Annotated in this window: 15 protein-coding genes and 1 tRNA gene; 14 read left to right on the top strand and 2 right to left on the bottom strand. The window is 69.2% G+C overall.

Features of this window, described 5'->3' with window-relative positions; genetic code table 11:
- Nucleotides 1-192 precede the first annotated feature (192 nt).
- From D7V77_RS33920 to D7V77_RS33855, 14 genes are all read left to right on the top strand, one after another.
- On the top strand, nt 193-672 hold the full coding sequence (locus D7V77_RS33920; protein WP_120580413.1) for a histidine phosphatase family protein: 480 nt from the start codon (nt 193-195) through the stop codon (nt 670-672).
- A gap of 172 nt (nt 673-844) precedes the next feature.
- Nucleotides 845-1,231, top strand: a complete 387-nt coding sequence (locus tag D7V77_RS33915; protein ID WP_120580412.1) for a hypothetical protein — start codon at nt 845-847, stop codon at nt 1,229-1,231.
- A gap of 298 nt (nt 1,232-1,529) precedes the next feature.
- Complete coding sequence (locus D7V77_RS33910; protein ID WP_120580417.1) at nt 1,530-2,219, top strand: response regulator; 690 nt, start codon at nt 1,530-1,532, stop codon at nt 2,217-2,219.
- 109 nt (nt 2,220-2,328) lie between these two features.
- A complete protein-coding gene (locus D7V77_RS33905) occupies nt 2,329-3,153 on the top strand; it encodes a phosphate ABC transporter substrate-binding protein (protein WP_120580411.1) in 825 nt (274 codons plus the stop codon).
- 58 nt (nt 3,154-3,211) lie between these two features.
- A complete protein-coding gene (pstC, locus tag D7V77_RS33900) occupies nt 3,212-4,207 on the top strand; it encodes a phosphate ABC transporter permease subunit PstC (RefSeq protein WP_172812920.1) in 996 nt (331 codons plus the stop codon).
- Nucleotides 4,204-5,115 (top strand): phosphate ABC transporter permease PstA, encoded by a 912-nt coding sequence (gene pstA, locus D7V77_RS33895; protein ID WP_120580410.1) that lies wholly within the window; start codon nt 4,204-4,206, stop codon nt 5,113-5,115. Before pstC ends, pstA begins: the two co-directional genes overlap by 4 nt.
- A gap of 46 nt (nt 5,116-5,161) precedes the next feature.
- Entirely contained in the window at nt 5,162-5,905 is a 744-nt protein-coding gene (pstB, locus tag D7V77_RS33890) for a phosphate ABC transporter ATP-binding protein PstB (RefSeq protein WP_120580415.1), read from the top strand.
- 29 nt (nt 5,906-5,934) lie between these two features.
- Nucleotides 5,935-6,618: a phosphate signaling complex protein PhoU gene (phoU, locus tag D7V77_RS33885; RefSeq protein WP_120567750.1), complete on the top strand. Its 684-nt coding sequence runs from the start codon at nt 5,935-5,937 to the stop codon at nt 6,616-6,618.
- A gap of 87 nt (nt 6,619-6,705) precedes the next feature.
- On the top strand, nt 6,706-7,893 hold the full coding sequence (locus tag D7V77_RS33880; protein ID WP_120580409.1) for a ceramide glucosyltransferase: 1,188 nt from the start codon (nt 6,706-6,708) through the stop codon (nt 7,891-7,893).
- 61 nt (nt 7,894-7,954) lie between these two features.
- Nucleotides 7,955-8,806 (top strand): metallophosphoesterase, encoded by an 852-nt coding sequence (locus D7V77_RS33875; RefSeq protein ID WP_120580408.1) that lies wholly within the window; start codon nt 7,955-7,957, stop codon nt 8,804-8,806.
- Between the two features lie 95 nt (nt 8,807-8,901).
- Complete coding sequence (locus D7V77_RS33870) at nt 8,902-9,285, top strand: response regulator (RefSeq protein WP_120567753.1); 384 nt, start codon at nt 8,902-8,904, stop codon at nt 9,283-9,285.
- Between the two features lie 84 nt (nt 9,286-9,369).
- Nucleotides 9,370-10,653, top strand: coding sequence for a hemolysin family protein (locus D7V77_RS33865; RefSeq protein ID WP_120580414.1), 1,284 nt, complete (start codon nt 9,370-9,372; stop codon nt 10,651-10,653).
- A gap of 121 nt (nt 10,654-10,774) precedes the next feature.
- Entirely contained in the window at nt 10,775-11,872 is a 1,098-nt protein-coding gene (locus D7V77_RS33860) for a glycosyltransferase family 4 protein (protein ID WP_120580406.1), read from the top strand.
- 7 nt (nt 11,873-11,879) lie between these two features.
- Nucleotides 11,880-12,713, top strand: coding sequence for a DUF3626 domain-containing protein (locus D7V77_RS33855; protein ID WP_120580405.1), 834 nt, complete (start codon nt 11,880-11,882; stop codon nt 12,711-12,713).
- A 39-nt stretch (nt 12,714-12,752) separates the two neighbouring features.
- On the opposite strand, the gene D7V77_RS33850 is transcribed toward D7V77_RS33855, so the two are convergent.
- A complete protein-coding gene (locus tag D7V77_RS33850) occupies nt 12,753-13,277 on the bottom strand; it encodes a hypothetical protein (RefSeq protein WP_120580404.1) in 525 nt (174 codons plus the stop codon).
- Nucleotides 13,278-13,421: 144 nt separating this feature from the next.
- Nucleotides 13,422-13,495: transfer RNA gene (locus D7V77_RS33845), tRNA-Arg, on the bottom strand.
- Between the last annotated feature and the right edge of the window lie 239 nt (nt 13,496-13,734).

Below are 13,734 nucleotides of genomic sequence, written 5' to 3'. Positions count from 1 at the left end.
TCGGTGCATCCCCTGGGGTAGGCAATGGCCCCGCTTCAGTGCAACCCCACCTGCTGATGCTCGGCCGAGGGCACGACTGCTACCCTCGGCCGCAGTTCATCTTCTCTCGTTTAGGGACACCCCCTAGTCCACTCAGCAGTCCACCCGTTCGTCACATCCACGCGGGCGCGAAAAGCACTACAACGCGAGCCCATGGCCGAACGTGATCTGCCCATCCTCCTCGTGCGCCACGCCGTGGCCGAGGACTCCCACGCCCTGGGCGACGAGGCCCGCGCCCTCACCCCGCAGGGCCGCGCCGCCTTCCGTCAGCACGCGAAGAAGCTCGCGCGCCTCACGCCGCTCATGGGCATCATCACCAGCCCCCTGGTGCGCGCGGTGCAGACCGCGGAGCTGCTCGCGGACGCGCTCGGCCTGTCCCACGTGGAGGTCCACCCCGCGCTCGTCCCCATGAAGGGCGCGGCCCGCAACGTGCTCAAGCTGGCGCTCGACGTGGGCCCGGGCTGGGCGCTGGTGGGACACAACCCCTCGCTGGAGCGCGCCGCCGCGCTCGCGCTGGGCCATGCCCTGCCGGACAAGCTCCGCAAGGGCTGCGCGGTCGCCCTGCGGCCCGAGGGCCGCGAATTCACCCTGCAGTGGATGGCGGCGCCGGGGCGGTCCCTGCGGCGCCCGTGATCCACCCTCGCGGGCGACGAGGTGCTTTTCCGGGATCGGGTCGCATGCGGGAAGAGCCGTTGCGGTAGGATGCTCGCTTCGGCGACTCATGCATGCCCCCCAGGCCACAGTCCTCGCGGTTCCCGGCGCCAGATACGGCCTGGAGCGCGCGTGCGCGTCGGTCGTGGCACGTATGAGCAGTCTGCTGAAGCTGATGTTGATGGCAGGGGTCGTCATCGGGCTCGGGTTGCTGCCCGGCGTGATGGCGCCCAACAAGCCCTTCACGCCCACCGTCCCGATGAGCCAGGGGCAGGGCAATCAGGGCCCCTTCGAGGAAGACCACCCCCGTGCCGACGTCGGCATCAAGGTCTTCGCGGAGAAGCACCGCCGTTCGGGCGGCCTGTTCATCGAACCGGTCCCCACCGAATGCGGCCTGGCCGCGTTCCTCGCCTCGCTTCAACCCGCGTTGCGCGGCGTGGCCCCCGTAGCCCCGCCTGACGCTCCGGATGAGCCAGGCATCGCGCTGCGCCGCAAACAGCTGCCGCGCCGCGGTGGCATGGACGAAGCCGCCGCCGTCTGACGTCCGCCGTCCCCCGCGCCTGAAGCCCATGAGCCGCGCGGCGTGGACGCCGTCATGCCGGTGGTGCCCAACGAAATGAATGGCGACGGTCACGGCGCGGATGCGCCAGGCCGCACGCCAAAGGTGGCCTCGCGCAGCCCAGGCGAGGACAAGCGGCGCGGACGGCCCCGTCCCCCTTCTTCCCGGGGCCCGTCCGCGCCCGTCGTATTCGCGCACACCCTTCCGTGACGGACGTGACGCACTTGTTGCCGGCGCGTCACGTAGGCGCGAAGCGATGCGCGCACAGTACGTGCCCGCCATGTCCCACGTACTCATCGTCGACGACGAGCGCGACCTAGCGGAGCTCATCGACTTCAACCTGCGCGGCGCGGGCTTCACCACCCGCGTGGCCTTCACCGGGGAAGCGGCGCTCACCGCCGCGCGCGAGCAGACCCCGGACGTGGTGCTGCTGGACCTGATGCTGCCGGACCTGTCCGGCATCGAGGTCTGCCGCCACCTGCGCGCCAACCCCCGCCTGCGTGACGTGCTCATCGTCATGCTCACCGCGAAGAGCGAGGAGGCGGACCGCATCCGAGGCTTCGAGGTCGGCGCGGACGACTACGTCGTCAAGCCCTTCTCCGTGCGCGAGCTGGTGCTGCGGCTCAAGGCCATCCTCCGGCGCTCGTCCTCGCCCCAAGAGGGCAACCCGCCCCTGGCGCTGGGCCCCCTGCGCCTGGACGTCACCCAGCACCGCTTCTTCGTGGAGGAGAAGGAGACGCCCCTCACCGCGCTGGAGTTCCGCCTGCTGGAGTACCTCATGGCCCGCCTGGGCCGGGTGCAGACCCGTGAACAGCTGCTGGAGCAGGTCTGGGGCCTGTCCAGCGCGCTGGAGACGCGCACCATCGACACGCACGTGATGCGCCTGCGCGACAAGCTGGGCCCTGCCCGTGCCCTCCTGGAGACGGTGCGCGGTGTCGGCTATCGCATCGTGGATCCAGCGGCCGGGTAGCCAGGCGCTCCCTGCCGTAACCCATTTGTCACACAAGGGCCGTCAAACGGCCACATCGGGTCCATAGATCGTCACGCGACCTCGACACCCTTCGAGGAGGAGACACCTCATGAAGAAGACTCTGCTCTCAAGCTTCGTCGCCTTCGGGCTCGCCGTCCTCCCGCTGACCGCCCAGGCAGGCACGGTGACGGTGAAGGGCTCGGACACCATGGTCATCCTCGCCCAGCGGTGGGCGGAGGCGTTCATGAAGAAGAACCCCGCCACGAAGATTCAAGTGACGGGCGGCGGCTCCGGCACGGGCCTGGCGGCCCTGCAGAACGGCACCACGGACATCGCCATGTCCAGCCGGGAGATCAAGGAGGCGGAGTCGGTGAAGATCAGCGCCCGCAACAAGACCGCGCCCACCGCGCTGTCCGTGGCCAAGGACGGCGTCACCTTCTACGTCAACGACACCAACAAGGTGGACGCGCTCAGCACGGAGCAGCTCAAGTCCATCTACCTGGGCGACACGACGAACTGGAAGGACGTGGGCGGGCAGGACGCCCCCATCGTCCCGTACTCGCGTGAGAACTCCTCCGGCACCTACGTCTTCGTGAAGGACCACGTGCTGGGCGGCGAGGACTTCGCCCCGGAGGCGCAGACGCTCCCCGGCACGGCCGCGGTGGTCAACGCGGTGGCCAAGGAGAAGAACGGCATCGGCTACGGCGGCGCCGCGTACGGCAAGGGCATCAAGGAGCTGAAGGTGAAGAAGGGCAACGAGACCTTCGCCCCTAGCGCGGAGAACGTGAAGAGCGGCAAGTACCCGCTGTCGCGCGACCTGTTCTTCTACCTGGGCAAGGCGCCCGCGGGCGAAGTGAAGGCGTTCATCGACTTCGCGCTGTCCGCCGAGGGTCAGGCCATCGTCACCCAGGTCGGCTACTTCCCTGTGAAGTAGTTGGCGTCACGCGATTGTCACCCGGCGCGGGGTTCCCATGTTGGATAGACAGGCCGTCATGCAGGAGCAGGACCTCGCGCCCCCGGTGGCGCTGCCCATGCTGTCGCCCGCGGCACGCCGGCGCCAGCTGAAGGAGAAGGCCATCGCCGCGCTGATCACCGCGGTGGCCTTCACGGGCATCGCCGCGCTGGTGCTCATCCTCGTCTTCGTGGCGAAGGAGGCGCTGACGCTCGTCACCGACGCGGCGGCGCGCGAAGAGGCCAGCTTCTCCAAGATGTTCCTTCCCCAGATGGTGCGGAAGGGGAAGCCCCTGGGCTACGTGTGGCAGCCGGTGTCCGGCGTACCCAAGGTCAGCATGATTCCGCTCTTCATCGGCACGCTGAAGACGACGGCCGTGTCCATGCTGGTGGCCGTGCCCCTGGGCATCTTCGGCGCGCTGTTCGCCGCGGAGTTCGCCCCCCGCCGCCTGCGCGAAGTCCTCAAGCCCACCATCGAACTGCTCGCCGGCATTCCGTCCGTGGTGCTGGGCTTCTTCGCCCTGATGGTCATGGCCTCCTTCCTCCAGGAGACGTTCGGCTTCACGTCCCGGCTCAACGCCGTGGTGGCGGGCCTGGGCCTGGCGCTGGCCATCGTGCCGGTCATCTTCACGGTGACGGAGGACGCGCTCACCGCCGTGCCGCGCAGCTACCGGGAGGCTTCCCTGGCGCTGGGCGCCACGCCCTGGGAGACGGCCTGGAAGGTGGTGCTCCCCGCGGCGGCCCCCGGCATCCTCGCCGCGTGCGTGCTGGGCTTCGGGCGCGCCATCGGTGAGACGATGATCGTCCTCATGGCCTCCGGCAACGCCGCCATCGTGTCCTGGAACCTGGGGGACTCCGTGCGTTCGCTGTCAGCCACCATCGCCGCGGAGATGGGCGAGGTGGTGGTGGGCAGCCCACACTACGCGCTGCTCTTCTTCATCGGCGTGGAGCTGTTCCTCTTCACCTTCGTGCTCAACATGCTCGCGGGGGTGTGGACGAAGAAGGTCATCCAGCGGCTCAAGGGAGGTGCGGGGTGAAGCACGCCACACGCAAGGTCGTGGGCCTGTCGCTCGTGTCCCTCACGGGGCTGGCCGCGTTCGTCATGGTGGCGATGCTCGCCCTCATCCTCCTGGACGTCGTCCGGGGCGGCTGGAGCCACCTGTCCTGGCAGTTCCTCTCCCAGGCGCCGTCGGACGGGATGATGGGCGGCGGCATCTTCCCCGCCCTCTTCGGCACCGCGGCGCTCACGCTGCTGATGACCCTGGCGGTGATGCCGGTGGGCGTGCTCACCGCGGTGTACCTGCATGAGTACGCCCGGCCCACCAGCTTCCTGGCCCGCGCGGTGCGCGTGGCGGTGGCGAACCTGGCGGGCGTGCCCTCCATCGTGTTCGGCCTCTTCGGCCTGGGCTTCTTCATCCTCTTCGTGGGCAAGGGCCTGGACCACGCGCTGGGCTACGAGGAGCTGCACTGGGCCCAGCCGGGCATCCTCTGGGCGTCGCTCACGCTGGCGGTGCTCACCCTGCCCGTCGTCATCGTGTCCACGGAAGAGGCGCTGCGCGCCGTGCCTCAGGAGCAGCGCACCGCGAGCCTGGCGCTGGGAGCCACCCAGTCGCAGACGCTGGCGCGGGTGGTGCTGCCGGGCGCGCTGCCGGGCATCCTCACCGGCGCGGTGCTGGCCGTCTCCCGCGGCGCGGGGGAAGTGGCCCCCATCCTCTTCACCGGCGCGGCGTACTTCCTGCCGGACCTGCCCACGAGCCTGAACTCTCAGTTCATGCACCTGGGCTACCACACCTACGTGCTGGCCACGCAGTCGCCGGACGTGGAGGCCACCCGCCCGCTGCTGTACGCGACGGTGCTGGTGCTGCTGCTCCTCACCTTCGCCCTGAACCTGGTCGCGGTCGTCATCCGCACGCGCACGCGCCGCAAGGCCGCTGCCGGACACTGACGCTCTTCATCCCATGCCCCTCTCCTCCGCCACGCCTCGCAACAAGATGGAAGCCCGCGAGCTCACCCTGCGCTACGGCAGCAAGGTGGCCATCAAGCAGGTGAGCCTGCCCATCCTCGAGCACAAGGTGACGGCGCTCATCGGCCCGTCCGGCTGCGGCAAGTCCACCTTCCTGCGCTCGCTCAACCGGATGAACGACCTCATCCCGGGCGCGAACCACGACGGCAGCGTGTTCCTGGACGGCCGCAGCATCCACGACCGCGCCCTGGACGTGGTGGACCTGCGCCGGCGGGTGGGCATGGTGTTCCAGAAGTCCAACCCCTTCCCCAAGTCCATCTTCGAGAACGTCGCCTACGGCCTGCGCGTGGGCGGGCTCAAGGACAAGGCGAAGCTCGCCGCCCGGGTGGAGAAGTCCCTGCGCGGCGCGGCGCTGTGGGACGAGGTGAAGGACCGGATGGAGGAAAGCGCCCTGGGCCTGTCCGGCGGTCAGCAGCAGCGCCTGTGCATCGCGCGCGCGCTGGCGGTGGAGCCGGAGGTGCTACTGATGGACGAGCCCGCGTCCGCGTTGGACCCCATCGCCACGGCGAAGATCGAAGAGCTCATCCACGAGCTCAAGGCCACGTACACCATCGCCATCGTGACCCACAACATGCAGCAGGCCGCGCGCGTGAGCGACCGGACGGCTTTCTTCTACATGGGGGAATTGGTGGAGTGCGGTCCCACGGAGCAGATCTTCACCAACCCCCACGAGAAGCGCACGGAGGACTACGTCACCGGGAAGTTCGGCTGAAGCCCTCCCGCGCGACGGAACAGGACGACATGGCGGCCACGCACACCGACAAGGCATTCGAGCAGGACCTGCGCAACCTGCGCGAGAAGCTGCTCGCCATGGGGGCCAAGGTGGAGGCCCTCATCTCCCAGAGCACCCGCGCCCTCACCGACCGCGACTCGGCGCTGGCGGAGCAGGTGGTCGGGGCGGACCGCGAGGTGAACCGGCTGGAGGTCGACATCGACGACCTGTGCCGCCGCATCCTCGCGCTGCGCCAGCCGGCCGCGTCCGATTTGCGCCTCATCACCACGGCGCTGAAGATCGTCACCGACCTGGAGCGCATTGGTGACCTGGCGGTGAACATCGCCGAGCGCGCCATGGACCTGAACCAGGCGCCGCCGCTGGCGCCATACGTGGACACGCCGAAGCTGGCGGAGCTGGCGCAGCAGCAGGTGAAGAAGGCGCTGGACGCGTTCGTGTCCGGGGACGCAGCCAAGGCGGAGGACGTCCTCAAGGGGGACGACCTGCTGGATGCCCTCTTCCTGAAAATCTTCAACGAGCTGCTGGCCTACATGATGGAGGACTCGCGCAACATCCGCCGGGCCACGGCGTTGATGTTCATCGCGAAGCACCTGGAGCGCATTGGCGACCACGCGCTCAACGTGGCGGAGATGGTCATCTACATGGTGCGTGGCAAGGACGTGCGCCACCCGCGCAGCCGCGACCTGGAGTAGGCGGCTTCACCGGCGTGTCACGGCGAGTTGGCCGTCCCGCCGTTCCGCCGCCCCGGTCCCGCCTTGTGGGACCTCTAGGGTGGCGACATGCTCATCGCATCCAGCCTCCTCCTGGCCGCGTCCGCAGTGGGCCTCGTCGCCCTCCTCCTCCAGGCGCTGTTCGTGCGCCGCCACCGCCGCACCGTCCCCGCCGGCCCCACGCACCGCCCCGGCCTGTCCATCCTCAAGCCGCTGTGCGGCGTGGATGACGACCTGGAGGCGAACCTCGCCTGCTTCGCGCGGCTGCCCTACCCCCACTACGAGGTGCTGCTGGGCGTGAAGGACGCGCGCGACCCCGCCTACGCGGTGGCTCGGGCCGCGCAGGCGAAGTGGCCCCACGTCATGCGCGTGGTGCTCCAGGAGGGCGAGCCCGGCCTCAACCCCAAGGTGAACCAGCTGGTGACGCTGTCGTCCGAGGCCCGGTTCGACTTGTGGGTGGTGAGCGACAGCAACACCCGCGTGGGGGACGGCTACCTGGAGGAGATCGCCGCTGGATTCGAGGACCCCACGGTGGGCTGCGTGACGCACCCGGTGGCGGGACTGGGTGAGAAGACCTTCGGTTCGCTCCTGGACAACCTGCACCTGTCCTCCAGCGCGGCGGCGGGGATGATCGCCGCGAAGCACGTGGCGGACCGGGACATCGTGGTGGGCAAGTCCATGGCGCTGCGCCGCGAGGACGTGGAGGCGCTGGGCGGCTTCTTCTCCGTGAAGGACGTGCTGGCGGAGGACTACGTCATTGGCCAGTGGGTGACGCGCAAGCTGGGCAAGCGCGTGGTGCTGGCGCACGCCCCTGTCTTCAACGTGTCCCTGCGCAAGAGCGTGGACGCCTTCTTCCAGCGCTACCTGCGCTGGAGCGTCATCCACCGCACAGCGGTATCGCCCTCGACGTACCTGGCGCAGGCGCTCCTCAACCCGGTTCCGCTCGCGGTGCTGGGCGCGTTGATCCACCCGTCCGCGCTCACGGGCCTGGCGGCGCTCGCGGTGGCGCTGGGCAAGGTCTGGGTGGACGTGGCGGTGTTCCGCTCGCTGCGGCCCCAGCCCGTTTCCTTGCGCGCGGCTCCCGCGGTGCTGGTGAAGGACGCGCTGCTCTTCGCCGCGTGGTGGCACGGCGCGTTCAGGCGCACGGTGGACTGGCGCGGCACGCGGTTGCGCGTGGTGTCAGGCACGCGCCTGGTGCCGATGCGTGCTCGTGGCACTCCCGCGACGGAGTGGATCCCCAGCAACGGGGTGGGGTGAACGACGCTGGCCCAACTTTTGACGAACCTTCGTACAGCAACCCTCGCCGCTCGAAGAATCGATGCCTATCTCCTTCAACATGCCCTCCCTGAAGCTGGCGCATCTTTCGGATCTTCACCTGGACATGAGCCGCGAGAGCGATGCCTCCGCGTCCTCATTGGTGAAGGCCCTGACAGCGCAGGAAGTGGATCACGTGGTGGTGACGGGAGACCTCACGCACCGCGGATCCCACGCCGAGTTCCAGCGCTTCCGTGAACACTTCTCTCCCTGGATGGAGACCGGACGCCTCACCTTCATCCCCGGCAACCATGACCGGCCCGGCGAGGATGTGGGCAGCGTCTTCATGGAGGGTCGCAAGGTCCACACGGTGGAGAAGGCGGGCCTCTTCCTGGTCTGCGTGGACTCCACCGGTGAACACAACCGCAACTATTTCCACAGCCACGGCGAACTGACGGAAGGCGTCGTGGACGAAGTGGACCGCGCGCTGGAGCAGGCGCCGAAGGACACGCTGGTCGCGGTGCTGCTGCACCACCACGTGATGCCGCTGCCGCTGGAGAGCTTCCCGGAGTGGATCGCCACGAAGTTCGGATTGCCCCACGCGTCGGAGCTCGCGTTGGGAAGCCGACTGCTGGAGCGCGTGGGCGGCCGGGCGGACCTGGTGCTGCACGGCCACCGGCACATCCCCAGCGAGGCGGACCTGGGCACCCCGGGCGAGCGCTCCTTGCGCGTCTACAACTCCGGCAGCAGCACGGACCTGGGCCGCTTCCGCGTCTTCAGCCACATCGCCGGCCAGCTGGTGGGCCAGCCCTCGTGGTGCCAGGCGTCGGAGCCCGCGAAGCCGCGCACGGCGGTCCACAACGTCAGGCCCGCCCTCCAGTACCTGGTGGGCCAGCTGGGCATGGCGCTGTTCTAGGGCCTGCCCGGCTGCCTGCTGGAGGCTGTCCTCAAGTACAAGTGGCGCGAATGCCAGCGGGGCCCCGGAAGGTTCTCCTCAGGTCAGGAGGATGCTTGGGGCGACTCGCGCTGGATGATGGGGCTCGGAAGGTCCTGGTCGTGGATGACGATGCGGACTGGAGGGAGTTCCTCCGGGTGAGCCTGGAGGACCTCGGTTATGAGACCACCGAGGCAGCGGACGGACAGGAGGCGCTCGACTCGCTGCGGCGGGGCGAGCGCTTCGGCGTCATGCTGCTGGACCTGAACATGCCGGGGATGAGTGGCCTGGAGGTGGTGGAGAAGCTTCCACGCGCGTCCACCAACCCGCGCATCGTCTTCCTCACCTCCGCGGCGGCGCAGGATGTGGGCAGCGCACTCATGTCCGGTCCCCACTACTACCTGCCCAAGGGAGCGAGTCGCGACCAATTGTCGCTCCTCCTGCAATCGCTGGGGGTGTAGGACTGGAGGCGTCACCCGCCGCCACGTGGCGAGGTGGATCCAGCCAGGAGGGCCGCCATCGTCACGGAGCTCGTCATCATCCTCTTGCTGGTCCTGGCCAACGGCGTCTTCGCGGGCGCCGAGCTGGGCCTGCTGTCCGTGCGCAAGACGCGGCTGAAGGAGCTACTGGAGCAGGGCAGCAAGTCCGCGAAGGCCGTCGCGGCGCTGCGGGATGATCCGGAGCGGCTGCTGGCCACGGTGCAGATTGGCATCACGGTGATTGGCTCCACGGCGGCGGCCTTCGGCGGCGCGAGCATCGCGCACCGGCTGTCGGGGGTGCTGGCCGGGCTGGGTGTGCCGGAGGCCACGGCGAGCCAGGTCGCGTTCGCGCTGGTGGTCGCGCTGGTGTCGTACCTGTCGCTGGTGCTGGGAGAGCTGGTGCCCAAGTCCCTGGCGCTGCGCTACTCCGAGCAGTACGCGCTGACGCTGGGCCGGCCCCTCAAGGCGTTGGCGTGGGTGATGCGGCCCCTGGTGTGGTTCCTCACCGCGAGCTCCAACGTGGTGCTGAAGCTCTTCGGGGACAAGACGAACTTCTCCGAGTCGCGCCTGTCGCCTGACGAGTTGCTCCAGTTGGTGGAGGAGGCGTCGAAGCAGGGCACGTTGGATCCGCGCGCGGGGGAGATTGCGTCGCGGGCCTTCGCGCTGGGGGATTTGACGCTGGGCGAGGTGATGGTGACGCGCGAGCACATCATCTCGTTGCGCCGGCACGCGAGCAACGAGGAGATCCGCCAGGTGCTGCTGGAGCACGGGCACTCGCGGATGCCGGTGTACGAGGGCACGCTGGACAACGTGGTGGGCTACATCGTGGCCAAGGACCTGCTGGGCGTGGCCTGGGAGGGGCACCTCATCGTCATGGAGGACGTGCTGCGCCCGCCGCTGTTCCTGGTGGAGTCCATGCGCGCCATCGCTGCGATGAAGGAGCTGCAGCGGCGACGGATGCAGCTGGCGGTGGTGGTGGACGAGCACGGAGGCGTGGTGGGGCTGGTGACGGTGGAGGACCTGGTGGAGGAGCTGGTGGGGGACATCCTCAGCGAGTCCGAGACGCCGGAGGAGCTGGTGCGGCGCGAGGGCCCCACCGTCGCGGTGGTGCAGGGCGAGGCGAGCCTGCGCGTGGTGAACCGCGCGCTGGAGCTGGAGCTGGAGGAGAGCGAGGACTACTCCACCGTCGCGGGCCTGTGCATCGCGCTCGCGGGAGGCGCCATCCCGGAGCCGGGCACGAAGCTGCCCATGCCGGACGGCACGGTGCTGGAGGTGATGGAGGCGTCACCGCGCCGCGTGCGCCAGGTGCGCTTCCACCTGCCGGAACAGCCCGCGCAGCCGGAGGCGTGACGGCGGTCCCTCCCCTTCGTGCGAATCCGGACGGGTGCCCCGGGGTGCCGTTGGTGATACCGCACCGGGCACCTATATGCCCGGGAGGGACACCCTGGCCCTGGGGAGGCGCGCGAAGCGGATGCAGTCCTCAGCTCCACGCATCGCGTTCGTCATCGAGACGACGCTCGGCAACGCGGTGTTCCTGGACAACCTCAAGCGGGCGATGGCGCGCCGCGACGACATCGTGCCGGTGTGGCTGCCCATCGACGAGCACGCGGATGACGTCTGGGAGCAGCTGCCGCTGGTGCGCTCGCGGCTGTCGGTGCGCGGAGGGCTGCGCGCCCGGAGTGCGCTGAACCGGGCCTGCGCCACGGAGCCGGTGCGGGCCGCGGTGGTGCACACGCAGCGGATGGCGCACCTGTCGCACGACTTCATGCGCCGCGTGCCGAGCGTCATCTCCACGGACGCGACGCCGAGCGGGCTGGAGGAATACCTGCGCTATTACGGCCTGCGCACGCAGCACGCGGGCTGGATGGGCCGGGCGAAGAACGTGTTGCACCGGCGCACGTACGCCATCGCGAAGGGGCTGCTGTCCTTCTCCGAGTTCACCAAGCGCTCCCTGGTGGAGGAGTACGGCGTGCCCGACACGAGCGTGCATGTCGTCTGGCCCAGCGTGGACACGACGCTGTGGCGGCCCGCGCCGGAGAAGAAGCGCCGGGACGGAGTCGTGCGGCTGCTCTTCGTGGGAGGAGACCTGGGGCGCAAGGGCGGCCAGCTGCTCTTGCGCTGGGCGCGCGATACGCGGCGGAAGGGCTGGCACCTGGACATGGTGACGTCCACGCCCTTCGAGGCGCCGCCGGGGGTGCGCGTGCACGTGGGCCTACAGCCGAACTCGCCGGAGCTGATTGGCCTGGCGCAGGCGGCGGACCTCTTCGTGCTGCCGACGATGGCGGACATGTCGTCGTGGGCCATCGCGGAGGCGAAGGCCGCGGGCCTGGCGGTGGTGTCGACGCCCGCGGGCGGCGTGGGTGAGCTGGTGCGTGACGGCGTGGACGGGCGCATCGTGCCAGCGGGGGACTACACGGCGCTGGCGCACATGTTGGACGCGCTGGTGCAGCGCCCGGCTACACTGGAGGCCATGGGACTGGAGGCCCGCCGCATGGCCGAGGCACACATGGACCTGGACACGACGTGTTCGCGGATGCTCGCGTTCATCCGTCAGGTGACGGGCGTCTGAGCGGGACATGCGCTCGCGCCATCCCGCCCTGGAGCATGTGCACCCGCAGGCCCGGGGCGGTCCCATGGATCGCCAGCTCCGGGTCACCCTGCACTTCCATCCGGATGCACTCTTCGAGGGAGGCGGCATCCTGACCGCGATGCGGCGTGACGGCCGGTACCGCTCCCAGTTCGAGACGCGCACGAGCAACGGCGGACTCACGGCGTTTCCCGACGGAGCCCGCTGGCGGTGGGAGAGCCGTCTCTTCAATGGCTTCTATGATGCGCGCCACGGCAGCGAGCGCCCCAAGTACGGCTCACTGAACTTCCGCGGAGAGGCCCATGGGGGCTCACCCCGCTTCGGCTCCAGCTACTTCCGGCTGACGGAGGCAGCGCTGGACCGCTCCAGCTTCTGCTTCCCGGACAGCGTCTTCGAGCCCACGTCCTTCGGGACCTCCGAGCGGATGGCGCTGATTGGCCTGGCGGAGGCCACGCCCTTCGAGGATCCGCTGGACTGGTACGTCGAGGCCCACGTCCATGGCGACCTCCGGATTCCAGAGGACATCGAGGCCCTGGTGCTCGACCCCAGCTACGAGGGAACCCCCATTGAGGACGAAGCGCGCGCGTTGGGCGTTTGCGTGGAATGGCATCCGGGCTATGCCGTCACGCTGAACGAGCTGCGGCCTCACGCGAGCTACCGGGGTGACGACATCCTCCGGCTCGCGGAGCAGCTCGCGGACGATGAACGCCTCACGCCGTTCATCCTGGGCCGGGCACGTGCGGACGCGTCGGTGGAGCCGCAGCAACTCAAGAAGGTCTGGCACTGCCTGGCCCGCTTCGGCCGGAGCTGGGGCATTCGATAAGGGGAGGACCCTGCGCCACCAGCGCGAGCAACGGCGGGCTCACGGTTTCGCCGCGAGGGTGCGGGCGAAGTCCGGCTCCAGGCGCTGGAGCAGTTGCCACTCCAGGTCGCGGTCGCGGTCCGCGGGGACGAGCCGCGAGCCCTGGATGCCATCCGGCTGGTATTCCAGGTGCTGATCCGCCTGGCCGGGCCGGCTGGGGACGACCGCGACGGATCGCTCGTTGCGGAAGTACCGGAGGGTGCATTGACCGGAGCCGCGCTCGGTGCCAACCACGAAGAAGGTCGCGTAGTGGGTCCCCAGCGAGGAGGGCGGAGTGATCTGCGCCCATTCCGTCCGGGCTTCGTAGCGGGTGGGATCCGCGATGACCGAGAAGCCTTTGTCCTTGAGCAGGGCAAGGGCCGTGGGCCACACGTCCGCGAGCTGCTTGCGATACACGTGTTCGCGGACCTCATCCTCCAGCGCGACCTGCTGGCGTTGGGCCGCGCAGCCCATGCCCATCAAGAGCAGGACCGGGAGGGTCAGCAGGCAGACTGCGCGGGGCGACGACGTCTTCCGAGGGTTCATGAGTCCGTCTCCAGGTGGGCTGAGGCAACGCCATCCCCTGGAACGTCCAAGCCCCGCCGGCATACCGCCGCGAGCAGCGCACGCCCCAAAAGCAAAGGCCCGGAATCCCTGGGATTTCCCAGTGATTCCGGGCCCTTACATCTGCGCGCGATGCAGGATTCGAACCTGCGGCCTTTGGCTCCGGAGGCCAACGCTCTATCCAGCTGAGCTAATCGCGCAGAACCGCTTTCCGGTGTCGGAGGAGTAACCGAAGTCCCCAGACGACGCAAGCACGCAATCCTGACAGGCCGTGGCTGTCAGCCCAGCCTGATGGCTCCTGCACAGAGGCGGCGCGCCCCCATCCGTCCCTTCAGCATGATGGACTAGACCCGGGGACATGAACCGCGCTCCCCTGCTATCCGCTTGCCTCCTCGCCGCCTGCCTGGCCTGCACGGAGTCACCCCAGACGCCCGTGGCG

Source organism: Corallococcus sp. CA041A (assembly GCF_003612075.1).
In the GTDB taxonomy this organism is placed as follows: domain Bacteria; phylum Myxococcota; class Myxococcia; order Myxococcales; family Myxococcaceae; genus Corallococcus; species Corallococcus exiguus.
Note: the sequence above shows the minus strand (reverse complement) of the source record. Positions and strands in the feature narration are given on the sequence as shown.

Bases quoted from the DNA above. Each gene is read 5' to 3' on its own strand.
- D7V77_RS33920 (WP_120580413.1), top strand. From the start codon at position 193: ATGGCCGAACGTGATCTGCCCATCCTCCTCGTGCGCCACGCCGTGGCC.
- D7V77_RS33915 (WP_120580412.1), top strand. From the start codon at position 845: ATGAGCAGTCTGCTGAAGCTGATGTTGATGGCAGGGGTCGTCATCGGG.
- D7V77_RS33910 (WP_120580417.1), top strand. From the start codon at position 1,530: ATGTCCCACGTACTCATCGTCGACGACGAGCGCGACCTAGCGGAGCTC.
- D7V77_RS33905 (WP_120580411.1), top strand. From the start codon at position 2,329: ATGAAGAAGACTCTGCTCTCAAGCTTCGTCGCCTTCGGGCTCGCCGTC.
- pstC (WP_172812920.1), top strand. From the start codon at position 3,212: ATGCAGGAGCAGGACCTCGCGCCCCCGGTGGCGCTGCCCATGCTGTCG.
- pstB (WP_120580415.1), top strand. From the start codon at position 5,162: ATGGAAGCCCGCGAGCTCACCCTGCGCTACGGCAGCAAGGTGGCCATC.
- phoU (WP_120567750.1), top strand. From the start codon at position 5,935: ATGGCGGCCACGCACACCGACAAGGCATTCGAGCAGGACCTGCGCAAC.
- D7V77_RS33880 (WP_120580409.1), top strand. From the start codon at position 6,706: ATGCTCATCGCATCCAGCCTCCTCCTGGCCGCGTCCGCAGTGGGCCTC.
- D7V77_RS33875 (WP_120580408.1), top strand. From the start codon at position 7,955: ATGCCTATCTCCTTCAACATGCCCTCCCTGAAGCTGGCGCATCTTTCG.
- D7V77_RS33860 (WP_120580406.1), top strand. From the start codon at position 10,775: ATGCAGTCCTCAGCTCCACGCATCGCGTTCGTCATCGAGACGACGCTC.
- D7V77_RS33855 (WP_120580405.1), top strand. From the start codon at position 11,880: ATGCGCTCGCGCCATCCCGCCCTGGAGCATGTGCACCCGCAGGCCCGG.
- D7V77_RS33850 (WP_120580404.1), bottom strand. From the start codon at position 13,277: ATGAACCCTCGGAAGACGTCGTCGCCCCGCGCAGTCTGCCTGCTGACC.